This window comes from Amycolatopsis marina (genome assembly GCF_900111885.1).
Lineage (GTDB): Bacteria > Actinomycetota > Actinomycetes > Mycobacteriales > Pseudonocardiaceae > Amycolatopsis > Amycolatopsis marina.
The window spans coordinates 56,102-79,369 of sequence record NZ_FOKG01000008.1; the positions used below are offsets into that span (position 1 = coordinate 56,102).

A 23,268-nucleotide genomic window follows, 5' to 3' on the forward strand; every position below is an offset into this window, starting at 1 on the left:
ACGCGGGGCGCGGAGTGCAGTTAGCCCGCTAAACGCGCTTCCGTGCTGACGGTCAGGTTGGTTCGGGGCGGTTGCGGCGGATCGTGTGGATCACGAACAGGGTGATGCCCAGGGCCACCAGTCCACCCCCGGCACCGGCGAACGCCACGATCATCGGAGTCTGGTCACCCTCGTGTGTGGGCGGGAGGTCCGAGGGCAACTGCACGGGCTGTGCCGCGGCCATGCCCTCCTCCTCCGGAACCGTCGCGGTTAGGGCGGCAACGGGGTTGATCACGCCGTGGCCCACGAAGTTGTCCCGGCCTCCCGGCGCCGCCGGGTGTTGTGCGGTGCTCTTGATGCGGTTGATCACCGCTTCGGCGTTCAGGTCGGGGAACTTCGCCCGCACCAGTGCCACCACGCCGGAGACGTACGGTGCCGCGAAGCTGGTCCCCTGAATGGGCGTCGGTTCCCCATTGCCCTCGACCGTCCGGTTGGCCAGCTTGTCCGAATCTTTGGCTGGGTCCAGCGAGATGATGTCCGTACCGGGTGCGGCGACGCTCACCCACGGCCCGTGCACGCTGAAGTCCGCCACACCGCCCGTCTGATCGATGGCCGCCACCGACAGCACGTGATCGGCGAACCACGGCGGCGTCACAATGGACTGCGGCACCTTCGGATCGAGCTGATTGTTCTGTTTGCACGTGTCGCCGGTGTTGCCCGCGGCCGCGACCACGACGATGTCGCGGAGGTAGGCATCGGACACGGCGGCCTGGAGGCGCTTCTCCGGGTCGGTGATTATCCCGTTCGCGGCGCGGCAGTTGTTGATCGAGATGTTGATGACCTTGACCCCGGAAACCTTCGCCGCGAACGCGACGGCTTGGGCCAGCGTGTCCACCGTGCCGGCCGCGTCCGCCTCGCCCTGCTGCCTGCCGGGGCTGTCCTGAGCAGGCCCGGTGCCGGGAGCGATCAACCGGTCGGCTCCGCCGCCGGGTTGACCGCCTCCGCCGTCTCCCGGCTTCTCGCTGTCGCCTGCCGGCGGATCCTCGGCATCGTTCGACTGCGCGGTGTCTTCCTGCGCGGGCTTGTAGTTCTGGCTTGACTGCCGGATGGAGACGATGGTCGAGTCGGGCGCGACACCGGTGAAGCCGATCTCGGGGTTGGTCGGGTTGGCAGCGATGATCCCCGCGACCTCGGTGCCGTGGCCGTCGCAGTCCTCCAGTCCGGGACCCGGCGGAACGTTTTTGACGTAGTCGGCACCGGCCTCGACGCGGCCCTGGAAGAACGGGTGCGGCGTGACCCCGGTGTCGATCACCGCGACCTTGACCGGCTCCCCGCTGCTGTACTTGCCCGCGTAACCACCCGTCGCCGAGCGCGCCAGTTTCTGCGCCTCTTCGATCCGCAGGTACTGCTGTCCCCATGGCTTGTTCGGCAGGACGACGTTGTCGTCCAGTTCCGCTCTGCGGACGCAGCCGATCTCCTGCACATAGTTCTTGTCCGGTTGGTCACTGGCGGCCGGGAACATGCCGCCGTCCACCGATGGTGGTTCGGCGTAGTGCCCGCCCTCGTCCGCCGGGATCGACGGCTGTGCCAATGCCAGCGGCGCGGTCACGCCAGGCGACAGGGCGCCGATACCGGCCGCGAGCAGCACCGCGGTGAGGCGCCGTGCGGGGCCTTTCGCGTGCACGTGCGTTCTCCTAGCTCCCATGACCGAACTGCCGGAATCAGAGGATGTCGAGGTGGCGCAGTGTGGAGTACAGCCCCATCACAGCGAGGGCGAACGGGAGCACGGTCGCGATGCAAATGGCTTCGATGATCTCCACGGTGCGGCGCATCGGCGGTGAGAAGCGCTGGTTCGGGAAGATCACGCCGACGACGAGTGCGCCCGCGGCGACCAAAATCAGTGCGCCGAACACCCACAGCACCCGGCCGAGCGGGTCCTCGGCGAACAGCCAGCCGAGCAGAATGCCGCCCGCCGACACCATTCCGGTGGTGAGCAGTGCGATGGCCTGGCTGCCGTTCGCATAGGACCGGGCCCGCAGCAGCAGCACCAAAGTGGCGACCACGCCGGTGATGATGCCGAACACACTGGGCGAGGTTGCCGTGATGATGGCCGAGATCGCCGCCACCGAACCGCAGCCGATCAGCAGACCGGTCATGTAGTTGTGCGCGATGTTCGTACGCCGCTCGATGGCCGAGTAGTCCGGGAAGCCGGTGTCCTCCTTGAGTTCCTCTGCGGTACCCGGAACGTGCGGCAGAGGTAACTTCGCCAGCCAGATCGTCGCCCTCGGCAGCATCGAGATGAACGCCAGGGAGAACGCCGCGGTGCCTGCTGCGATCCCGGGTGCGGGGTGTGCGATCAAGGTGGCGAACGCGAACGCGATCAGCCCGAGTGCGCCTGCGGTCGCGGCCGCGATGAACGTCGTGATGCCTGCGCCGATCACCAGGATCGCCACTGCAGCCACCACGACCACGAGGCCGCTGGCCAGGAGCAGGTTTGCCCGCACCGACACACCCGGCACGATGTGGAACCCGCTGACGAACGCCATCGGGAGACCACCCGCGGCGGCGATCAGCACACCCGTCGACTCGGCGTTGTAGGCCTTGGCCAGCGTCGCCCCCAGGGCAATACAGGCGATGGCCCCGATGCCCCCCGCGATCGCGGGGACCAGCGAGGACCCGCCGAACATCGCGCCGCCCATGAACAGGGCCAGTGCGGCGGTGACCAGTGCGAGACCCCCGGCGATGTGGCCGATGCGCTGGGCGGTCTCCTTCGTCCACGGTCGGAAGCTGTCCGGATCGGATTCGGCGATCGCGTCGACGACGTCGTCGTAGAGGGGTGGTGGCGGGTTCTCGTTGCGCTTGCGCAGTTGCAGCAACTCGCCGTCGATCACGCCGAGCGAGGCGAGTGTCCGGCTGGGGTCCAGCGGTGCGTCCCCGAGTTTGGCCAGCGCCCACCCGCCGTGCCGGGCGCCGCCGTCCGGCGTCGCCTCTCTGGCCATCTCCAGCAGCATCGGCAGCAGGTCGGCCACTGCGACGTCAGCGGGCAGCGCTACGTCGATCCGGGTGCGCGGAGCCACGACCGTGACCCTGCTGAAAACCGTCGTGCCCGTCGCCACCTGCTGGCCCCCTAGCTAGAGAGAATGCTGTGTTGCACCCGGGTACTTATACCGAACTCCTGGGCGCACATCATCGTCCGCCCGGAAGTTACCGGCAAAGGTGTCCACTTCGCGTGCTCGTGCCGGATGACGTGCCAACCTCGGTCAAACCGCCCACACTGTCGGTGCCGGGCTCTAGTATTAGCGCATCGGACGGGGGCGTGTGGGCTTTTCGCCGAAAGCGGCCGGAGTGGTTCGTCACCCGGTCTGTGCATGTCAGTGCTTGTTCAGGATGGCGCGCGGTTCGCTACCGTGTGGACCCGGTCGCGTTCACGTCGGCCGCCATCGCCGAGTTGAATGAGGGGTCCTTCGGTGAGCACGCTGCAGTTCAAGCGGTCGCCTCGACTTGCCGCACCGCGCCCACCCGGTGGCGAGGTGCACCTCGAGCCGCCACCGGAGATCCCCCGGACGATCCCGGGCAACATCCTGATGAAGCTGATGCCGGTGGTCATGGTGGTGGCCATGCTCGGCATGGTCGTCTTCATGTTCACCAGCGGCGGCGCGATGTCGCGTAGCCCGCTGTTCCTGATGATGCCGCTGATGATGATGATGTCGATGGTCGGGATGTTCGCCGGTGGGGGCGGTAAGGGCGGCGGCGCCAAGAAGGCCGAGATGAACGAGGACCGCAAGGACTACCTGCGATACCTCGGTCAGATGCGGGACCGCGCCAGGGAGGCGATGGTCGAGCAGCGCGCCGCGCTCGAGTGGGTGCACCCCGATCCGCAGACTCTGTGGTCGCTGGCCACCAGCAGGCGGATGTGGGAGCGCAGGCAGAACGACCAGGACTTCCTGCACCTGCGGGTCGGCCGCAGCTCGCACCGGCTCGCCACGCGACTGGTGCCCCCGCAGACCGGCCCCGTCGACGAACTCGAGCCGATCGCGACCCTGGCGCTGCGCCGCTTCGTGCGCGCGCACTCGATCGTGCCCGACCTGCCCACGCAGATCACTCTGCGCGGGTTCGCGGCCGTGAGTATGCAGGGTGACCGGGAACTCACCCGTGGGCTCACCCGCGCCATGCTCGGACAGTTGCTCACGTTCCACAGCCCCGACGACGTACTGCTGGCCGTGGCCACCGCTGGCCGGGCCAAGGACGAGTGGGAATGGGCGAAGTGGCTGCCGCACGCCCAGCACCCGACGATGTCCGACGGTATCGGTCAGCTCCGGATGATGGCCGGATCGTTGGCCCAGATCGAGCAGTGGCTCGACGAGGAACTGCGCGACCGCCAGCGGTTCTCCCGCAATGCCACTCCACCGCCGGACCAGCCGCACGTCGTGATCGTGATCGACGACGCCGACGTCACCAGGGAAGAGCAGATCATCCTCGAGGAGGGGCTGGTCGGGGTCACCCTGATCGACCTCTCCGACTCCATCGGCAACCTCGCCGCGCGCCGCGGGCTGCGGCTGGTCGTGGAGGAGGACCGGCTCGGCGCACGCAGTGCGGGCGGTGTTGAGTGGTTCGGTCGGCCGGACACGCTCAGCGTGGTGGAGACGGAGGCACTCGCCCGCAAGCTCTCGCCTTATCGCGTCGGATCGGCCGCGGCCGAGGCGAGCGAGGACGAGCCGCTGCTGTCCAATCCCTCGCTGCTGGAGTTGCTCGGCATCCCGGGCGATCCGATGACGTTCGACGTGCAGCAGGCTTGGCGCCCGCGGCCCGTACGGGACCGCTACCGAGTTCCGTTCGGCGTGGGCGAGTACGGGCAGCCGGTGGAACTGGACATCAAGGAAGCGGCCATGGAGGGCATGGGACCGCACGGCCTGTGCATCGGGGCGACCGGTTCCGGTAAGTCCGAGTTCCTGCGCACGCTGGTGCTCGGCATGCTGGCCACACACTCCTCGACCGCGTTGAACTTCGTCCTCGTCGACTTCAAGGGTGGCGCCACCTTCCTCGGCCTGGACCAGGCGCCGCACGTTTCCGCGGTCATCACCAACCTGGCCGACGAGGTCACGCTCGTCGACCGCATGAAGGATGCGCTGGCCGGGGAGATGAACCGGCGCCAGGAGGCGCTGAAGAACGGCGGCAACTTCAAGAACGTCTGGGAGTACGAGAAGGCCAGGGAGAACGGCGCCGACCTCGACCCGCTGCCCGCGCTGTTCATCGTCGTCGACGAGTTCTCCGAGCTGCTGTCCGCGAAACCGGACTTCATCGATCTGTTCGTCGCGATCGGACGGCTGGGCCGGTCGCTGCAGATGCACATGCTCCTGGCGTCCCAGCGCCTGGAGGAGGGCAAGCTGCGCGGTCTCGACTCGCACCTGTCGTACCGGATCGGTCTGAAAACGTTCTCCGCGGCTGAGTCCCGCGCGGCCATCGGCGTGCCCGATGCGTTCGAGCTGCCCTCGGTGCCCGGTGGCGGTTACCTCAAGTACGACACCTCGACCATGGTGCGCTTCAAGGCGTCCTATGTGTCCGGTCCCTACCGGCCGGCCGGTATCAAGGCCGCAGCGCCGGGTTCGGCGGTGGTACGGGCGGACAAGCGCCCGCAGCTGTTCGTCCCGGACTACATCGAACTGCCCGCCGAGCCCGAGCCGGAACCGGAGCAGCTGGAGCAGCAGAAGCCGGAACCACAGTCCGAGGAGGCGGTGGAGCCGAGCGAGCTCGACGTCATCGTCAACCGGCTGATCGGTCAGGGCCCGCCCGCACACGAGGTGTGGCTGCCGCCGCTGAAGGAGCCGAACTCGCTGGACACCCTGCTCCCGAACCTCAACCCGACCGAGGACCGTGGGCTCTCGCCCGTCGGATTCTTCGGCAACGGGCGGCTGCAGGTGCCGATCGGCATCGTCGACCGGCCCTACGAGCAGCGCCGGGATCCACTGTGGGCCGACTTCTCCGGCGCAGCCGGACACGGTGTGCTCGTCGGCGGGCCGCAGTCGGGCAAGTCGACCATGCTGCGAACGCTGATCATGTCGATGGCGCTGACACACACGCCGGAGGAGGCGCAGTTCTACTGTGTCGACCTCGGTGGTGGCACCCTGGCCGGGCTCGAGGACCTCCCGCACGTCGGTGGTGTGGCGGTCGCCCGCCGCGAGCCGGACAAGGCGCGCCGCATCGTCGCCGAGCTCACCACGCTGGCCAACGAGCGGGAGTCCCGCTTCGGCGCGATGGGCATCGACTCGATGAACGAGTTCCGTAACCGCAAGCGCCGTGGGGAGATCTCCGCGGAACAGGACGGCTTCGGTGACGCGTTCCTCGTCGTCGACGGCTGGCGGGCGCTGCGCGACGACTTCGACGAGCTCGAGCCGCAGATCACGAAGCTGGCCGTGCAGGGCCTGACCTACGGGGTGCACGTCATCATCGCGTCCAACCGGTGGGCCGACATCCGCCCGGCGATCAAGGACATGCTCGGCACCCGGTTCGAACTGCGCCTCGGTGACCCGAGCGAGTCCGACATCGACCGGCGTGTCGCGGTGAACGTGCCCGCGGGGCGGCCTGGTCGCGGTCTGACCCGGGACAAACTGCACATGCTCACCGGACTGCCGAGGATCGACGGTTCCAGCGACGCCGAGGATGTCGGCGCCGGGGTGGCCGACGCGGTGGCGAAGATCAAGGCGGCGTGGAAGGGCAGGCATGCCCCGCAGGTGCGACTGCTGCCCGAGCTCATGCCCTACGAGGAGTTGCTGGCCGAGGACAAGCACCGCAACAGCAAGCTCGTGCCGATCGGTGTCAACGAGGACGAACTCGCGCCCGTCTATCTGGACTTCGATGCCGAGCCGCACTTCATGGCGTTCGCGGACGGCGAGTCCGGCAAGACGAACCTGCTGCGGCAGATCGCGCGTGGGATCACCGACCGGTACACCAAGCAGGAAGCGGTCATCATCCTGGTCGATTACCGGCGCACCATGCTCGGTTACGTCGACGGTGACCAGTTGCTGGGCTACGCGGTGTCGGCGAACCAGCTGACCGAGATGATGAAGGACGTCGCCGGGTCGATGTCCAAACGGCTGCCCGGACCGGACGTCACCCAGGAGCAGCTCAAGACCCGGTCGTGGTGGACTGGGCCGGAACTGTTCCTGATGGTCGACGACTACGACCTCGTGGTGACGCAGACGAACAACCCGCTCAAGCCGCTCTCGGAGTACCTGGCTCAGGCCAAGGACGTCGGTCTGCACATGATCGTGGCGCGCCGTACCGGCGGTGCCTCGCGTGCGTCGTTCGACCCGATCGTCGGCAAGCTGAAGGAAATCGCGGCTCCCGGCCTCATCATGAACGGTTCCCGGGACGAAGGTGCGCTGCTGGGCAACGTCAAGCCCGGTCCGATGCCACCGGGACGAGGGACGTTCGTCAGCCGCAAGGTTGGCAAGCAGCTCATGCAGGTCTCCTGGATCAACCCCGAATAACCGACGGCCTCCGGTTGCGAACAGGGCCGCGGGGTTCTGCGCGCCCGCCGGGGAGTGCGTTTAGCGGGCTAAACGCACTCCCCGGCCCGGGGCGGCGATGTGTGACCTCGGAGCCGGGGCGGTTGGGGATCTGGGAGAGTGACGCGGGGATCGAGAGCACGATGGGCGGGAGCGGCCGGTGACGTTGCGGGTGGCGGTGGACTTCGGGACATCGAGCACCTGTGTCGTCGCGTCGGTGAACGGTCGCGAACCCCAGGTCGTCGTGGTGGATGGCCAACCGCTGCTGTCCTCGGCCGTGTACGCCGCTCCTGACGGGACGCTGTTCGTCGGCCAGGAGGCCGAGCGGCAGGCCGCGGTCGACCCGTCTCGTTACGAACCGCACCCCAAACGACGGATCGACGAGGGGGAACTGCTGCTCGGTGCCACTGTGCTGCCGGTGCTGGACGTCGTGCACGCCGTTCTCCGGCGCGCGGTCACCGAAGCACGCAGGCTTGCCGGCGGAGCAGAGGTCGACCTCCTGGTCCTGACCCATCCCGCACAGTGGGGGGCGATGCGCACCCGCCTGCTGCGCCAGGCGGCGGGCAGGTTGGCACACGAGGTGGCGCTCGTGCCCGAACCCGTCGCCGCCGCGGTCTTCCACGCCGCGACGCACGCTCCGACCGACCTCGGCCAGGACCGCACCGTTGAGTTCAGCGGGCACGTGGGCGACACCATCGCCGTGCTCGACGTCGGCGGCGGCACGGTCGACGCCAGCGTCGTGCGCAGGATGCCGGCCTCCGGCCCCGGGCCTCGCCGTGGCGGATTCCAGGTGCTGGCCACTCGCGGTGATCCAACCTTCGGTGGCGCCGACGTGGACCAGGCGTTGCTCGAGCACGTCGGCTCCCTGGTGTCGTCGGCCGACCCCCAGGCATGGCGACAGCTTGTCGAAGGCAGGGAGCTGACCGATCGCCGCCGGCGTCGTGTGCTGCGCCAGGACATTCGCGGTGCGAAGGAGACACTGTCCAGGCACGCCTACACCGATGTGCCGATGCCGCCGCCCTTCGCCGACGCGCACGTCACGAGGGAAGACCTGGAGCGGCTGGTCGCGGCCCCGCTGGGCCGTGCCGTCGACCTCACCACGACCACGATCGAGGCCGCCAAGATGCGAGCGAAGCAACTCACCGCGATCTTCCTGGTCGGTGGCTCCAGCAGGATTCCGATGGTCTCCCGCCTGGTGCACGAAAGGACGGGTGTGGTGCCGACCACCCTCGACCAGCCGGAGACCGTGGTTGCCCGCGGCGCACTCCGGGCCGTGCTGATCGATCCCGATCGCACCGGTGCGCTGCCCGGCGCATCCGCGGTCCGCCCGGGGACGGCCCGTCAGTCCGGCGAGCAGCGCACCGAGATCGTCGGACCCAGGGAGATACCCCGGTCGGCGTACCGGCCGCAGCAGGCCCGGCGGGGGAGCAACCCGCCACCGGCACCGGCACGGCCTCCTGCGGCGCGCGGTGCGACCACGTCGATGTCCGCGCCGCCTCCCGGGCAGCAACGGCCGCCTGCTCCGCCGCCAAAGCCCGCCACCGAGAACGGGGGTCTGCGCCGCCAGTTGCCCTGGCTGCTCGGGGCAGGTGTGGCGCTGGCCGCCGCAGTGGCGGCCGTGCTGGTCCTGACGCTGGACGACATACCGGACGGGCGCACGTTCGCGCAGTACAACTACAGCTTCGTCGCGCCCCCCGAGTGGACCCAGACCGGGGACAACGTCGCCGATCGACAGGTGATCGTGAAGCCGACCGATGCCGTGGGCGCCGACGATCTGGTCGTGGTGCAGGAGTTCGAACTGCCCTACGACGGTGTCGCGGAACACGACCGCCTCGTACAGGAGTTGCGGACCCAGATCGACAGCAGCACGGGCAGCGAGTTCGCCGACTTCGCCCCGGGAACCGAGTTCGCCGGTAAGGACACCGTGTTCTATCGGGAGTTGAAGTCCGGGGCCACCGTCGACTGGTATGTGGTCACCCAGGCGAACACGCAGGTCAGCGTGGGGTGCCAGTATGTGGCAAACCGTGACCGGGTAGCGGGAGCGTGCGAGCAGATCGTGCGGACACTGGAGATCAGGGCGGAATGATCAGCGACGAGGCCACGCGGCTGACCGCCACCGTTCAGCATGCCGTCACGTTCAGTAGCCGAACCGTGGGAGAGGTCAAAGCCCGCAACGAGCGGTACCGGGCGGAAAACGCACGGCAGGTTTCCGGGGCGACCTCGGCCGCTGCTGCCACTCCGGAACACCTTCGCGCCGCCGCACGCCGGTTCCGTATCGGCCAGGGGCTGCCTCTCCCTGAGGCCGAAGAGCGGGTCCCGGTGCGCCGTACACGGCAAACCGAACCTCCAATGGGTGACGAGGAAGCGGACTTTTCGCAAGCGCGAATCATGGTTCGCGAGGACGGAACGCCACCGCCGCCCTCGTTTTACCGGGACTGAAACTGTTGTGTCCCAAGGGATGTGAGCGATCTTGGCAGCGGCGTACCAGGCCGCGGAATCCCCTGTTCACCTGCGGTTCCCGCAATGAGCGTTCACGCTAGCAACTACTTGCGAGCAAACGGGGACAACGCGGAACCAGTCATGGCAGGGTCTTCGTCGTAGGCACGTACGAACGAAGATGAGTACGGCATCCACCAACGAAGGGGGTAACTCCGAATGAGCGGTTTTAAGGGCGAGATCGCCCAGTTCACGCAGGCCGAGAAGGACGTTGTCGACACCAAGAACGCGATGGTGCAGAACCTGAACACTCTGCGCGACAACATCGAGGCGACGCAGGCCGGCTGGTCCGGTCGTGCGGCTGAGGCGTTCAACAACGTGATGATGCGGTTCGACGAGAACTCGCGAAAGATGTACGAGTCGCTCGAGGGCATCGGCACCCTGCTTGAGCAGGCCGGTAGCAAGTACGAGGCCGCGGAAGAGGCACAGCTCGAAGCCGTGCAGAGCGCCTCGCGGGGCATGGAAGGCCTCTGAGCCAGCTTCGGCTTTCGCGATTGTCCGCAAAACCACTGACTTTCAGAATCATAGGAGGGTGAAATGCCGAACGGCATTGTCGTTGATTACCAGACCATCAACACCGCGGCTGAGGACTGCAACAAGACCGGTGGTGAGCTCGGTTCGCTGTTCGAGGACCTCAAGTCCAAGCTGAACCCGCTGATCAACACCTGGGAAGGTGAGGCGCAGGCCTCCTACCTCGAGCTGCAGACCAAGTGGGACCAGTCCTTCGAGGACATGAAGCAGCTGCTCGCGCAGATCGCCGCGGTGCTGCCGCAGATCGCCGACGGTTACCAGGGCACGGAAAAGGGCGTCACAGGAATGTTCTGAGCCTTTCCGGCGATGCTCCACAGACGACAGTGCCCCCAGCTCTCGAGCCGGGGGCACAGTCGTGTTCAGGGCTTGCTATTTCGGTGCGCCGACCTCGAACTCGGGCTTCTCGTTCAGCACTCTGATGGACACCGACTTCGACTCTCCGGAGACCTCGACAGTGCACTCGAAGGTCGTTCCATTGCGGACCGGCTGGTCGTCCGGACACACGGGATTGCTGACGTCGTGCTCGCCGTAGCTGTCCCGCAGCACGGTCGCGACCCCATGCTGCAGGGACTCCTGATCCAGCACGTCACCCCGGAACGCGCCCAGCAGCCAGGCGGTCACCCCGCTTGCGCCGAGGACGAAAGTGATCGCGCCGGCGACAAGAAGCGTTTTGCGCTTGCCGCGCTTCGGCGCCTGCTCTGGCGAGGGGGTGCCGAACGCACCCAAGCCACCGTACTGAGACTGGAACGACCCACCGTAGTTGGGCGCAGGTCCCTGTGGCTGGTGTGGGGCGGGTCGCGGGGGTCCCTGGTCCACACCAGGCGGCCGCCACCAGCCCGGTGGCCCGCCGGGTGGTTGAGTCATCGCTTCACCTCACGCACGTGTCGTACGTCCGGGCGGCAGGTCCGTTCAGCCATCATTCTGGATCTTCCCGAGTCTGTCGTAGAAGTCACTGACCGCCGCGCGATCCTTCAGCACGGTGACCTCGTCGTCGTCCGGTACGGGCGGCAGGTCGTTCTCGGTCGGCGGCTCGAGGACCTGGTAGGCCATCCGCACCTCCAGCTCGTGGCCGTCGCCGGTGACGGTGCCGTTCATCTCGATCCGCTGGAGCTTGTCATCCGGGCCGAGCACGATGAGCGCCGTCAGGGGCTCCGACCTCATCTGCTCGCTCACGTTGGCGAGCAGTTTTTCGGGGACGCCGATGACCTCGTACTCGAGAAAGGTCCGCAGCGGGATCTCCGCGGTCAACTCGACGCTGCCGTCGGGCAGGCTCTTGGCCTCTTTGGCCGCGCGGCCGGCCTCGACCGCAGCCGCGACGCTGTTCAGCATCTTGCAGACCTTGTTGTACCCCGCCCAGAAACACTCGCCGTAGTTGTGGCCCGTGTACGGCATGGACACCCATGGCGTCGGAGCGAGACTGGAGTAGTGCGGCCCGAGGCGTAGGTACTCCACCTCACTCCCGGCCGGGTGATAGGAGTCGAGGAACGTGCCGGAGTCCCGGTTGGAGTGGTTTTTCGACAGGCGGGCAGGCGGGCTGCCGAATTGCACGGCCGTGATGGTGTCGTCGGCCTTCTTGTCGTCGATCCTGATGAAGGAGTCGAGTGTGCTCTTGCGCGGTTCGTTGCCGGTGAAGTCCTCGCTGAGGTGCTGCAGCTTGTCGGCGAACTTCGCACTGACGTACTCCGCGGCCTCGGCGCCGTCGGGAACAGGGGTCGCGGTGTGGGCCGTGCCGCAGGCCGAGGTCACCAACGCGACACCGGTCGCCAGCGCCGCCAGCGCCCTCGCTCGACGACGGCCGGACCTCGCGTCAGGTCGGTTGGTCACCGTGAATCCCCCTGGTTGTCACGAGCGGTCTGCTGCGTCAGACTAGTATGAGTACCGGCGGGGACCCCCCGCTTTGACCCTCATTCCGGCGGCCGAGTATCTTCATAAGCTGTTGTGCGCTGCGGCGCGTACGCGCTAGGCCCGCACGGAACCCACAAGCAATGTTGACGACGAGGTAGACCCTTGCCCACGTACAGCCCCAAGCCCGGCGACGTCACTCGTGCCTGGCACGTGATCGACGCCGAGGATGTCGTGCTCGGCCGGCTCGCGACCGAGGTCGCCACGCTGCTGCGCGGCAAGCACAAGCCCACCTACGCTCCGCACGTGGACACCGGTGACTTCGTCATCATCGTCAACGCCGAGAAGGTGGCGCTGACCGGCCACAAGCGTGAGCAGAAGTTCGCTTACCGCCACAGCGGTTACCCAGGTGGTCTGCGTAAGCGGTCCTTCGGTGAGCTGCTCGACAGCCGTCCCGAGCGTCTGCTCGAGAAGGTCGTCAAGGGCATGCTGCCGAAGAACAAGCTTGGCCGCGCCCAGGGTAAGAAGCTCAAGGTCTACGCAGGCCCTGAGCACCCGCACTCGGCGCAGCAGCCCCAGCCGCACGAGATCACCAAGATCGCTCAGGTGACCAAGTGAGTGAGGAACAGTCTGTGACCAGCACCGAGACCGAGGTTGTCGCCTCCACGGAGACGCCCGAGGCCGTCGCGACCAGTGAGACGCCGGCCGCGCCGAAGCCGTCGCGCGCCGCTGGTGGCGCTGCCCAGACGGTCGGCCGCCGCAAGGAGGCCGTCGTCCGCGTGCGGCTCGTCCCCGGCTCCGGCGAGTTCAAGCTCAACGGCAAGAGCCTCGAGGAGTACTTCCCGAACAAGGTGCACCAGCAGCTCATCCGTGAGCCCCTGGTGACCGTCGAGAAGCCCGAGTCGTTCGACATCTTCGGCAACCTGCACGGCGGCGGCATCTCCGGCCAGGCCGGCGCGCTGCGCCTCGCGATCGCCCGTGCGCTCGTCGAGGTGGACGCGGACGACCGCCCCGCGCTGAAGAAGGCCGGCTTCCTGACCCGGGATGCCCGTGCCACCGAGCGTAAGAAGTACGGCCTCAAGAAGGCCCGTAAGGCTCCGCAGTACAGCAAGCGCTGACGCGCCCAGGTACTGCGACCGCCGCGACGTTGCATCGTCTCGGCCGGAAGCAACCTCCGGAAGCGCTCATCCGTCATTCGGATGGGCGCTTCCGTGCTTTCCGCTCCCTGTCGCCGCCGTCCCCGGCTCCACCCCCCGAGTGCATTTAGCCCGCTAACTGCACTCCCCTGCCTCCAGGACGGTGGAGCGCGTTTAGCGGGCTAAATGCACTCCGGGGGTGAGGGCGAGGGGGGCGGATCGGGCGTTGCCGGGGCCGCTAGGTTGTCGGGGTTGTTCGGATGCGGGGTAGTCCCGCACAAGGAGGTCGACAGATGGCTCGCCTATTCGGCACGGATGGGGTCCGGGGTCTCGCCAACGGTGAGCTCACCCCCGAACTCGCGATGTCCGTCGCGGCCAGCGCTGCTCGTGTGCTCGCCGCTCACGACCGCTCCCACCGCCCCGTAGCGGTTGTCGGTCGCGACCCCAGGGCCAGTGGCGAGATGCTCGAGGCCGCCGTGGTCGCCGGACTGACCTCGGCGGGGGCTGATGTCATCCGGCTCGGCGTGCTGCCGACCCCCGGCGTTGCCTACCTCGTCGGCGCGCTGTCCGCGGATCTCGGCGTGATGATCTCGGCGTCCCACAACCCGATGCCGGACAACGGCATCAAGCTGTTCGGCGACGGCGGGCACAAGCTGCCCGACGGTATCGAGGACGAGATCGAGGCAGCCCTCAGCGCCGCCCCGATCCGGCCGACCGGTGCCGAGATCGGCCGGGTCATCCAGGCCGATGACGCCGTCGACCGCTATGTCGCGCATCTGATCGAGGCCAGCCCCCAGTCGCTCGCCGGCATCCGTGTCGTCGTGGACTGCGCGAACGGGGCCGCCTCCACCACCGCTCCCGAGGTGTACCGCAAGGCGGGCGCCGAGGTCATCGCCCTGTACGCGGAGCCGGACGGCGTGAACATCAACGACGGCTGCGGATCGACGCATCCGGAACGGCTCAGCGAAGCCGTGCTCGCACATGGCGCGGACCTCGGCATCGCCCATGACGGCGACGCCGACCGCTGCCTTGCCGTGGACGCCGCGGGCAACCTCGTCGACGGCGACCAGATCATGGCGGTGCTGGCTATCGCCATGTCCGAGGCAGGCGAGCTGGTCGACGACACCCTGGTCGCGACTGTGATGAGCAACCTCGGTCTGCACCTCGCGATGCGCGAGCACGGGGTCGCACTGCGGACCACCGCTGTGGGTGACCGTTACGTGCTTGAGGAGCTACGCACCGGTGGCTTCTCCCTCGGTGGCGAGCAGTCCGGGCACGTCGTGCTCCCCGGTTACGCGACCACCGGCGACGGACTGCTCACCGCCATGCGGTTGATGGCCAGGGTCGCGGCCACCGGCAAGTCGCTCGCCGAACTCGCGGGCGTGATGCGGCGACTGCCGCAGGTCCTGATCAACGTGAAGGTCGCGGACAAGGCGGCCGTGGCCGCCTCCCAGGCCGTCCGGGACGCCGTCGACGCGGTGACCGCTGAACTCGGCGACGAGGGCAGGGTGTTGCTGCGCCCCTCCGGAACCGAACAACTGGTGCGGGTCATGGTCGAGGCGCCCGCCGAGGACACCGCCCAAGCCGCGGCCGACCGGCTCGCCGGGGTTGTCTCCACCGCCTCCTGAGACACCGTTTCGTCCGCTTCTCCCGAACCGCCTGCGCCCGTTTCCGCCGCTCGGTACATTCTGTGTGCGCGCATCAGCGCAGCGTCAGCGACGGTAGTGGAGGGGAGCCATGGCGGGCGGCCATTCAGTGGAGACCGATGGGCTGGCACTCGCGGCCGGCGCTTTGAACGACGTGCCCCGGCGGGCACTCGAAACGCCGCTGCGCGCGGTCAAGGACGTCCAGATCGGTCCGGCGGACTTCGGGCGGGCCCACGGTGAGTGCTCCAGGCCCTACACCGAAGGGGTGATGAAGCTGGCTGCCTGTGCCGAGACGTACCTGGCCGCGGCTGAAGAGTTCGGCAACCGGTTCGACAGCGCCGGTGCGCAGTATGTGGCGAACGAGGATCAGGCCGCCGGCGAGATGGGGAGGTACTGATGAGTCTCGCCGCGGTGGGAGACGGCGCGGCGGACATCCCGAGTCGTCAGGAAGTGGAACAACTTCTGGACGACCCGAATCCACGAGGAGAGATCCAACGTGGTTTCGCCCTGCGCTACCTCGACTATGTCGAGGAGGACCCGACAGCGTACGGATTCCGCGACGAGGCGGATTTCCACGCGTTCAAAGAGAAGTACAAGGAACGGCTCTCCATCAGTGACGGGGATCTGTTTCGTTCCTTGGCCGGTGCCGAGGACGACGTTCAGTACTACTACACGAAGGCCAAGGAAGATCACGACAAAATCCGCGCCGATGCCAGGCAGGGTGATCGGGACGCCGTCAATGGTGGCGCGAGCGCATTGGAAGCGATCCGGGGCAGAAGTTCCGAGGCTAATCCCGGTGCCGCCAACTCGAACGAGATACTCGATGCCGGGCTGTCCGGGCTGAGGGCCTTCGACGTATGGCTGCCGCTGTACAACCGGTCGTTGGCGATCATCGGTGGCGGTGCCGCCGTTCCGCTCGAAGAGATCTACCGGCTCTACGACGAGCAGCGCGACATTCCGTTCGACAAGTTCGATGCCGGAGCCGGGGAGCTGGCGACGTTGCGTGATGCGATCGACGGCTCGTCGGCAGAGGTGGAAGGAAAGCTCCAGAGCGCCTTTTCCACGTGGGAGGGTGCTGCCGCCGATCAAGCACGCGAGTATCAGCGGGGCTTCACGGAGAAGACCTCGGTGGTTGCCGATGCCATCGGCACATCAGCCGAAGGCCTACGACACACACTCGGCTCTGTGGGGAAGTTCTGTCAGGAGAAGGCGGACTGGGTTCTCACCTACTACTTCGATTCCTTCGGTGACATCACCGCGCAGGACATGGAACGTCTTGTTCGAGTCGCCGAGGGGCACGGTAGCCAGAACGACATCATTCACTGCATCGGATTTCTGGGGATCGAGGCGAAGAACCGGTTCAATGACGACTGGGGCGGCCTTGATCAGGAGACAGTGGATTTCATTGTCGAGCAAGCAGGAGTCTGGCTCAGGGATGTTTTCTGCACGTGGTTCGGGGAACATCTCAACAACTACCGGATGATGTGCGAGAACATCAGGGTGGCGGTCGACGGCGCGTGGAGCGCCTTTCCGGAAATGCTCGCCCGAATTCCGGAGAACCCTTACGCCGAACTCGGCACCATCGTTGCTGCCAAGCAGTCGCCGCCCGCGGGACCGCCTGCGCCCGGTGGCCCGGTCGCCGGGCAGACCGTCGGAGCGGGTGGCGGTGCGGTGTCCCCGCCCGGTACGGGTGGAGCGGGTTCCGACGTGCCGGCCCCGGCTGTTCCCGCACCGGCCGTGCCCACCGCGGTCACGGAGCCCGCCGCGAACGTGCCCACTTCGGACACCGTGCCTCAGGCCACTCCCTCCGTAGTGCCCGAGCCGGAATCGAAGGACTTGCCGAGCGAACCAGGGGTCCTGACCATCTCGCACGGGGACTACGAGATTTCGCTGAGCATGCCGACTGACGACGGCACGATGGAAATCACGCTGGATGACGGTTCCGGCGCGCCCCAGGACTATGTTCTCGATTTCGCCGCGCAGAGTCCGGATCTTGCTGCCGAGCCTGAAGGCAGGGAAGCGTTCGGTCCTGCCGGCACCCCGCACGAGGACGACCGGCACCGCCCGAATGCCGACGGAAGGATCCAGGTCGAGGACGGTGGTCTTCGGGTCGTTGCCGAGCAGCCGGACGGGCCGGACGGCGACACCGTGGTGACCGTTGATGACGGCAGGGGCGAGCCCACGACGTACACACTGGGCGCCGAAGCAAGGCCGCAAACGGTTGAGCACGCGGGCGCTGGGGATCCGGCTGAACCCGCACCGACCGGTGCGGCTCGGGCTGCCGAGCAGGTGACCAGCCCCCAATCGGTGTCCGGGCAGAGCGGAGTGGCAGCGGGTGCGGCGGTCGGAGACATCAGCCGTGGCGCGATGGCGGGTGATCCGGAGCCCGGCGTCCCGGTGTCCGGAGCCGACGTCGGTGGGTCGCCACGTCAGCCGGCACCGGGCGCGGGGCTTGGATCCGCGCCCGGTGGTGCCGCCCCTGCAGGGGGTGACCAGAGCACCTCAGCATCCACCGGCATGGGCATGATGGGTGGTGCAGGCGGCGCGGCCGGAGGTTCCGGGGGTGACCAGGAGCGAGGTGCGGGCGCCTACCGGGTCGCCGGAGACATTTTCGATACCGGAGGCTTCGGCGACCGCATCAGCGGAACGCTGGGCGTCGAAGAAGACCATGACCGGTCAGCGGACGAGCGATAGCTGACACCGGCCGAAGGAAAGCACATGGACTCCACGGAGAACTTGCAGCAGCTGCGCAGCAGACTCGGCTCGATCGGCCGGGAGAACAGCGAGCGGCTCGCACTCATCGAGCAGCGAGCGGCCAAGGCCGCCAAGGAGAGCAAGGACACCACCCAGCGACTCGCGACGGACACCGACGAGGTCCTTGCCCGCCTGAGCGAACGTGCTCAGCGCGTCAAGAACGCGGGCGGCTGGGCTACCGAAGGCAGTGTCGCCAAGTCGACCGTTGAGGAGAACGACTTCGGCTTCGACGAGGACGACCAGGCGCGGGAGCCGCAGCCGGACGCCGCTCCCGCAACTCGTCCGCTGCCACCTGTGCCGCCCACTCCGCCGGTGGTGGCCCCGCCGATGGCGCCCGCGAGAGCAGCCAGTGTCAGGCACGTGCGCAGAGCACCCGTCGAGGAGGAGGACTATGCCCAGACCGACTGGACCGCTGACTGAGCGTGGCTGAGACCGCTATGGGCGATCGGCCCGCTCTCGACATCCCCCGGCGCGCACTGACCGCGTACCTGCCCGACCGCGCGGAGCGGGACGAGCCCGCGTTCACCTGGACCGATCGTGCCGGTGCCGAGCACACCCTGAACTGGACGGCCCTGCTCGCGCGAGTGCAGGCGCTCGCCGCCAGGTTGCGGTCCGTCGCGACTCCCGGTGACCGGGTCGCCGTGCTCACCCGTCAGGACCTGGACTACGTCGTGGGCTTCCTCGGCGTGCTGTACGCGGGTCTGGTCGCGGTGCCGTTGTTCGCCCCCGAGACCCGGGCGCACCGGCCACGGTTGACCGCCGCCCTGCGGGACAGCGCGCCCTCGGTGTGGCTGACCTCTGTCCGTGGCGAAGACCGGCTGCGTGAGTTGGTTGAGAACGAGGCACTGCCCGCTCCCGCGTACGTGATCGCGGTGAACGAGGTACGGGATGGTCCCGGCGGGCCCCCGGCCGACGTCGGCCTGGGTGACGCGGCCTATCTGCAGTACACCTCGGGCTCCACCCGCGATCCGGCTGGAGCGGTGATCACCCACCGAGCCCTGACTGCCAGCGTCTGTCAGGTCGCCGCGGCCTACGACGTGCATCGGGGCACGACCTGCGCGGGCTGGATCCCCTTCTCCCATGACATGGGCCTGATCCAGCTGCTCTGTGTGCCGGTGTTCACCGGAGCACGGTCGGTCTTCATGGAGCCGCTGGAGTTCATCCGCAGGCCACGGCGGTGGTTGGAGCAGTTGTCCGGCTACCCGGACGTCTTCACCGCGGCCCCCAACTTCGCTTACGACCTCGCCGTGGACGCCGTCCCCGCGCCCGCGCGGGCCGGTCTGAATCTCTCCGCAGTCCGGGTCGCGCTCAATGGGAGCGAGCCGGTGCGGCCGGCCACGATCGATGCGTTCGCCGACGCCTTCGGGCCGTGCGGATTCGCGCCCGTGGCGCACCGCCCTTCCTACGGGCTCGCAGAGGCCACGGTCTATGTCTCCAGCGCGGGCCCGGAGGGACCGATCGTCACGGAGTTCGACCGAGTCGCGCTCGCACGTGGCAGGGCCGAACCGCCCGCGACGAAGCAGGACGCGCGCGGTCTCGTGTCCGTGGGCCGCCCGGTCGGGCAGCTGGTGCGGATCGTGGACCCCGACGCGTGCCGGCTGCGTCCCGACGGCCAGGAGGGCGAGGTCTGGGTGCACGGCCCCCATCTCGCCGAGGGCTACTGGCGCAAGCCGGAGAGCACGGCGACGACGTTTAGCGGGCTAATTGCAGATCCCGCGCCCGGGGTGCCACGGGACGGGTGGCTGCGCACCGGAGACCTCGGCCTGGTTCATGAGGGGCAGCTTTACATCACGGGTCGGCTCAAGGACGTCATCGTCATCGACGGACACAACCACTATCCGCAGGACATCGAGGACACCGTCGCCGGTGCCGATGCGGCGATCCGCCGGGACCGGATCGCGGCGTTCGCCGTGGACGGCGCGGGTGGTGAGGGGGTGATGGTGGTCGCCGAGCACGTCCGTGACGCCGACCTCACCGAACTGGATCGCCCGCGCATCGCGACGGCCGTCCGGAGGGCGGTCGCCGAGCACCACGACCTGGCCCTGCGCGCGTTCGAGCTGGTCGGCCCCGGAAATGTGCCGCGGACGTCCAGCGGGAAGGTCGCGAGGTTAGCGGCCCGGCAGCGTTACGGGCCGCGGTGAGGCCGCGAATCCCGGAGATAATGGCCGCATGGGCAACGACGAGGCTTCGGGGCAGGCAGCGCACATCGGCGATATCCGGAAGATCGTCTGTGACTCACTGCTGCTGGACCCCGCGGCGATCGATGACACGACACCGCTGGCCGACGTCGGGGTGGACTCGAAGCGGCGGGTGCAACTGCTCGCCACGCTGGAGATCCACTACGAGGTGACCATCGACCTCGACGAGCGCGACCGGATGACGACGGTGGCCGGTATCGCGGAGGTCCTCGAGGAGGCCCTTCGGGGCAAATCGGCCATCTCCGAGGGGTGACCACGGTACATTTCGTGTGCATCTGCGACGGCACCGAATCGGGCTGTGGTGCGTCGTAGGTCCGGACACGCACCCGGAAGACCTCAGAACAGGGGGAGCGCGCGGTGGGCGCACAGGGCGAGGGTTACAAGACAGACGCCGACGCTATGGCGGCCGCGTCGAAGCGGATCGCGGAGTTGGCTGAGGATCTTCCGGACGACAACAAGGATCTCGGCGACACCAAGGTGAACGCGGCGGGCTTCGGTGAGGCGCACGGCGAGCACGCCACCAGCTACACCACCGGAGTGAGCACCCTCGACGCCGCGGTGAAGGGCCTCGGTACCACCCTCAACGGTTTCGCGGGGCGAATCGGTGGCGCGGGCACCGCCTACACCGCCGGTGACGACGCGCGGACCGGCGACATGAACGCTGCGGGGAGGCAGTAATGGCCAAGTCGTGGGAGGAAGTCAAGACCGTCCTCGACGATCCGGGAGTCTCGCCGGAGACCAAGCAGATGCTGCTGTCCTCGTGGCTGAACACGCCCGAGGGTTGGCAGGCGGACCGCGATGAGGTCGATGAGTACTCGGAGGCCTACAACGCCTATCCGTTCGGCTTCGGCCCCGGCAACGTGGACGAGATCTACGACAGCGCGCAGCAGGAGGCGGAGCAGGCCAGCTACAACGATCGTGAGCAGGGCGAAGCCGTCGACCAGGGCAAACAGGACCTGGAGGATGCGCGGCCACCCGCGGCCGGTGGCGTGGGGACCAAGACCTCCGACGAGCTGCTTGACACCGCGGTGGCGGCGCTGAAGGTTTTCGAGAACTTCGGCCCACTGCTGGCGGAACTGCCGGGCGACTGTGTCGGGCAAACCAGGCCACTCGATTTCAACACCGACATCAAGAAGCGCTTCGACGAACAGCGCGGCATCAGCTTCGAGAACTTCCTGACCGACGCCGAGCGGTTCAGCACCGGGGCGACAACGGTCGACACGACCATGCGGGATACCCAGGGGCAGCTGAGCTCCCTGTTCCAGAACTGGACCGGTGACGCGGCGGACGCGGCGCACGATCACTACACCGAGAAGATCGCGCCGAAGGCACAGGAACTCAGCCGGGACCTCACCGATGCCGCGGAAGCGGTCGAACTCGCCGTGGACACCGTGTACCAGCTCGTGAAGGGCAAGGCCGACGCCGTCAACGAGCTCTACACCGATCAGGTGGGCAAGGCCGACCTGGCGATGGCCAAGAAGGTCATCAACATCGCCAACGGTTCCGCTGCTGGCATGGACGAACTCAACGACGTCGCGGGCTGGATGGACGTCAACTTCGGCACCAACCTGCGCGAGACCCTCAACGACGACGGGTGCTGCGACGACGACGAGATCAAGGAAGAGGGGATCCGGCTCGCCAAGCAGTGGATCCAGAACCAGTTCAACCCGGACATGTGGGACTGGCTGTACCTGTCCTTTGACAAGACCTGCACCGACAGTCTCGAGCTGGTGAACCAGGCGTACGAAGCGCTGGACGAGGTCATGGGCGATCTGGAGAACGAGTTCCAGGGTGCGTCCGACCAGCCGCCGCCCGGCGAGAAGGAGGAGCGTGGGGGCGGTGGTGACACCGGCGGTGGCGGTGGTACCGGTGGCGGCGGCACCGGAGGTGGCACTGGGGGTGGCACCGGCGGAGGTACCGGTGGCGGTGGTACAGGCGGCGGGGGTGACGTTCCGACCACCGAGCAGCCCGGCACGAATCCGGTCACCGGAAAGCCGCTGGAGGTCGATCCCGAAACCGGCAAGCCCTACCCGATCGACCCGGAGACAGGTGAGGCGATCAAGGACGCGGGTGACGACCGGGACACCCTCACCGTTGAGCAGGGTGACAAGACAATCTCGATGAACGAGCCCGACGCCGAGGGCGAGATGGAGATCTCCGTCGACGACGGGACCGGCGAGCCGAAGGAATACAAGCTGGACTTCAGTGCCGAGGAGGAAGGCGCCGAAGGCGAGCAGTCCGGTGAGTTCGGGCCGGAGGGCAGCAAGGACGGCGCGGAGCAGATCTACCGGCCCGGTCCCGACGGGAAGATCCACATCGAGGACGGGAACCTCAAGATCACTGCCGAGCAGCCGGAAGGCCCGGACGGCCCGACGGTCGTCACCGTCGACGACGGCAGCGGGGAGCCGACGACGTACACCCTCGGCGAGGAGAAGGCCGAGGACAGCGCTGCGCGCGCCGGTGAACCTCGTCCGGGCGGTCCGCGAGGCGATGCCGTGGCCGGCGGGGCGGGCGACTCCGGTACCGGGGACTCCTCCGGCAGTGCGGAAGGCAGCGAGGACATCCGCACGATGCCTGCTCCAGCCGAAGGTCCGGAATCTGTCTCCGACGAGGCAGATGTGGCAGAGGACGGCGCTGTCGAGGGCGGAGCGGGCGGTGGCGGCGGCGATGGTGCCGCAGGTGGTGGCTCGGGGCCCGGTGGAGACGATGCGAGCAGTGAAGGCACGGCCGGTGACGGTGGTGGACCGACCGAGCCACAGTCCGTCGGCGCAGGGGCGAGCGGTGGCGTCGCGGCCGGAGTGGACGCAGGAGGCGTGTCGTCCGGGATCGGCGGTGCCGGTGAAGCGGTCATGGACGGCGGGGTGCAGACCTCGGCCAGCGCCCCGGCTGCGGCCGGGCTCGGGACGGCACCGGGCGGCGTCGCGGAACCGGTCGCGGCCGGTGCGGCGCAGGGTGCATCCGGTGGAATGGGCGGCGGCATGGGCATGATGGGCGGTGGCGCGGCCGGCGGTGGCGGTGGCGGCGGTGACCAGGAACGAGGCTCCAGCCAGTACCGGCTGGACGGTGGAATCTTCGAGACCAGCGCAAGCACCAACCGGATCAGCGGTTCGCTGGACGACGAGGGCGACCGTTCGATCAGCTACGAGCGATGACGGCGCGCAGGCGGCGGGGTTGAGGAGGA

The 23,268-nt window shown here is 68.0% G+C and carries 19 protein-coding genes; 15 read left to right on the top strand and 4 right to left on the bottom strand.

Annotation, left to right across the window (positions count from 1 at the left end):
- Positions 1-52: 52 nt before the first annotated feature.
- Both BM199_RS14825 and eccD read right to left on the bottom strand, forming a co-directional pair.
- Positions 53-1,684 (bottom strand): S8 family serine peptidase, encoded by a 1,632-nt coding sequence (locus tag BM199_RS14825; protein ID WP_091673802.1) that lies wholly within the window; start codon positions 1,682-1,684, stop codon positions 53-55.
- Between the two features lie 16 nt (positions 1,685-1,700).
- On the bottom strand, positions 1,701-3,095 hold the full coding sequence (gene eccD, locus BM199_RS14830) for a type VII secretion integral membrane protein EccD (protein WP_091673803.1): 1,395 nt from the start codon (positions 3,093-3,095) through the stop codon (positions 1,701-1,703).
- Between the two features lie 351 nt (positions 3,096-3,446).
- Between eccD and eccCa the strand changes: the two genes are divergently transcribed.
- The 5 genes from eccCa (at position 3,447) to BM199_RS14855 (ending at position 10,805) form a co-directional block, all read left to right on the top strand.
- Positions 3,447-7,466: a type VII secretion protein EccCa gene (eccCa, locus tag BM199_RS14835; protein ID WP_091673804.1), complete on the top strand. Its 4,020-nt coding sequence runs from the start codon at positions 3,447-3,449 to the stop codon at positions 7,464-7,466.
- 178 nt (positions 7,467-7,644) lie between these two features.
- Complete coding sequence (locus BM199_RS14840) at positions 7,645-9,570, top strand: type VII secretion-associated protein (protein ID WP_091673805.1); 1,926 nt, start codon at positions 7,645-7,647, stop codon at positions 9,568-9,570.
- Positions 9,567-9,923 carry a hypothetical protein gene (locus BM199_RS14845; RefSeq protein ID WP_091673806.1) on the top strand — a complete coding sequence of 119 codons (357 nt, stop codon included), beginning with the start codon at positions 9,567-9,569 and terminating at the stop codon, positions 9,921-9,923. The genes BM199_RS14840 and BM199_RS14845 overlap by 4 nt, the downstream gene beginning before the upstream one ends.
- A gap of 216 nt (positions 9,924-10,139) precedes the next feature.
- Positions 10,140-10,454, top strand: coding sequence for a WXG100 family type VII secretion target (locus BM199_RS14850; protein WP_091673807.1), 315 nt, complete (start codon positions 10,140-10,142; stop codon positions 10,452-10,454).
- Between the two features lie 63 nt (positions 10,455-10,517).
- The gene (locus BM199_RS14855) at positions 10,518-10,805 is read left to right on the top strand and encodes a WXG100 family type VII secretion target (protein WP_091673808.1); all 288 of its coding nucleotides are present in this window, start codon (positions 10,518-10,520) and stop codon (positions 10,803-10,805) included.
- Positions 10,806-10,880: 75 nt separating this feature from the next.
- Here BM199_RS14855 and BM199_RS14860 read toward each other — a convergent pair whose 3' ends face one another.
- Complete coding sequence (locus BM199_RS14860; RefSeq protein WP_091673809.1) at positions 10,881-11,375, bottom strand: DUF4333 domain-containing protein; 495 nt, start codon at positions 11,373-11,375, stop codon at positions 10,881-10,883.
- Positions 11,376-11,420: 45 nt separating this feature from the next.
- Positions 11,421-12,335 carry a hypothetical protein gene (locus tag BM199_RS14865; protein ID WP_245788371.1) on the bottom strand — a complete coding sequence of 305 codons (915 nt, stop codon included), beginning with the start codon at positions 12,333-12,335 and terminating at the stop codon, positions 11,421-11,423.
- A gap of 183 nt (positions 12,336-12,518) precedes the next feature.
- Between BM199_RS14865 and rplM the strand changes: the two genes are divergently transcribed.
- The 10 genes from rplM (at position 12,519) to BM199_RS34915 (ending at position 23,239) form a co-directional block, all read left to right on the top strand.
- Positions 12,519-12,971, top strand: a complete 453-nt coding sequence (gene rplM, locus BM199_RS14870) for a 50S ribosomal protein L13 (RefSeq protein WP_091673810.1) — start codon at positions 12,519-12,521, stop codon at positions 12,969-12,971.
- Positions 12,972-12,985: 14 nt separating this feature from the next.
- On the top strand, positions 12,986-13,471 hold the full coding sequence (rpsI, locus tag BM199_RS14875) for a 30S ribosomal protein S9 (RefSeq protein WP_091673993.1): 486 nt from the start codon (positions 12,986-12,988) through the stop codon (positions 13,469-13,471).
- Between the two features lie 311 nt (positions 13,472-13,782).
- Positions 13,783-15,117 (top strand): phosphoglucosamine mutase, encoded by a 1,335-nt coding sequence (glmM, locus tag BM199_RS14880; protein WP_091673811.1) that lies wholly within the window; start codon positions 13,783-13,785, stop codon positions 15,115-15,117.
- Positions 15,118-15,226: 109 nt separating this feature from the next.
- Positions 15,227-15,532: a hypothetical protein gene (locus BM199_RS14885; protein ID WP_091673812.1), complete on the top strand. Its 306-nt coding sequence runs from the start codon at positions 15,227-15,229 to the stop codon at positions 15,530-15,532.
- Complete coding sequence (locus tag BM199_RS14890; protein WP_091673813.1) at positions 15,532-17,829, top strand: hypothetical protein; 2,298 nt, start codon at positions 15,532-15,534, stop codon at positions 17,827-17,829. The genes BM199_RS14885 and BM199_RS14890 overlap by 1 nt, the downstream gene beginning before the upstream one ends.
- A gap of 24 nt (positions 17,830-17,853) precedes the next feature.
- Positions 17,854-18,309 carry a hypothetical protein gene (locus BM199_RS14895; RefSeq protein ID WP_091673814.1) on the top strand — a complete coding sequence of 152 codons (456 nt, stop codon included), beginning with the start codon at positions 17,854-17,856 and terminating at the stop codon, positions 18,307-18,309.
- A 17-nt stretch (positions 18,310-18,326) separates the two neighbouring features.
- Positions 18,327-20,030 carry a fatty acyl-AMP ligase gene (locus BM199_RS14900; RefSeq protein WP_091673815.1) on the top strand — a complete coding sequence of 568 codons (1,704 nt, stop codon included), beginning with the start codon at positions 18,327-18,329 and terminating at the stop codon, positions 20,028-20,030.
- 28 nt (positions 20,031-20,058) lie between these two features.
- On the top strand, positions 20,059-20,340 hold the full coding sequence (locus BM199_RS14905; RefSeq protein ID WP_091673816.1) for an acyl carrier protein: 282 nt from the start codon (positions 20,059-20,061) through the stop codon (positions 20,338-20,340).
- A gap of 104 nt (positions 20,341-20,444) precedes the next feature.
- Positions 20,445-20,765 (top strand): hypothetical protein, encoded by a 321-nt coding sequence (locus BM199_RS14910; protein WP_245788372.1) that lies wholly within the window; start codon positions 20,445-20,447, stop codon positions 20,763-20,765.
- Entirely contained in the window at positions 20,765-23,239 is a 2,475-nt protein-coding gene (locus tag BM199_RS34915) for a WXG100 family type VII secretion target (RefSeq protein WP_091673817.1), read from the top strand. The genes BM199_RS14910 and BM199_RS34915 overlap by 1 nt, the downstream gene beginning before the upstream one ends.
- The last annotated feature ends 29 nt before the right edge of the window (positions 23,240-23,268 follow it).

What these genes read in the sequence shown, in the direction of transcription:
- BM199_RS14895 (WP_091673814.1), top strand. Translation starts at nt 17,854, where the DNA reads ATGGACTCCACGGAGAACTTGCAGCAGCTGCGCAGCAGACTCGGCTCG.
- glmM (WP_091673811.1), top strand. Translation starts at nt 13,783, where the DNA reads ATGGCTCGCCTATTCGGCACGGATGGGGTCCGGGGTCTCGCCAACGGT.
- BM199_RS14900 (WP_091673815.1), top strand. Translation starts at nt 18,327, where the DNA reads ATGGGCGATCGGCCCGCTCTCGACATCCCCCGGCGCGCACTGACCGCG.
- BM199_RS14850 (WP_091673807.1), top strand. Translation starts at nt 10,140, where the DNA reads ATGAGCGGTTTTAAGGGCGAGATCGCCCAGTTCACGCAGGCCGAGAAG.
- BM199_RS14890 (WP_091673813.1), top strand. Translation starts at nt 15,532, where the DNA reads ATGAGTCTCGCCGCGGTGGGAGACGGCGCGGCGGACATCCCGAGTCGT.
- BM199_RS14855 (WP_091673808.1), top strand. Translation starts at nt 10,518, where the DNA reads ATGCCGAACGGCATTGTCGTTGATTACCAGACCATCAACACCGCGGCT.
- BM199_RS14845 (WP_091673806.1), top strand. Translation starts at nt 9,567, where the DNA reads ATGATCAGCGACGAGGCCACGCGGCTGACCGCCACCGTTCAGCATGCC.
- BM199_RS14885 (WP_091673812.1), top strand. Translation starts at nt 15,227, where the DNA reads ATGGCGGGCGGCCATTCAGTGGAGACCGATGGGCTGGCACTCGCGGCC.
- BM199_RS14860 (WP_091673809.1), bottom strand. Translation starts at nt 11,375, where the DNA reads ATGACTCAACCACCCGGCGGGCCACCGGGCTGGTGGCGGCCGCCTGGT.
- BM199_RS14825 (WP_091673802.1), bottom strand. Translation starts at nt 1,684, where the DNA reads ATGGGAGCTAGGAGAACGCACGTGCACGCGAAAGGCCCCGCACGGCGC.
- BM199_RS14905 (WP_091673816.1), top strand. Translation starts at nt 20,059, where the DNA reads ATGGGCAACGACGAGGCTTCGGGGCAGGCAGCGCACATCGGCGATATC.
- BM199_RS34915 (WP_091673817.1), top strand. Translation starts at nt 20,765, where the DNA reads ATGGCCAAGTCGTGGGAGGAAGTCAAGACCGTCCTCGACGATCCGGGA.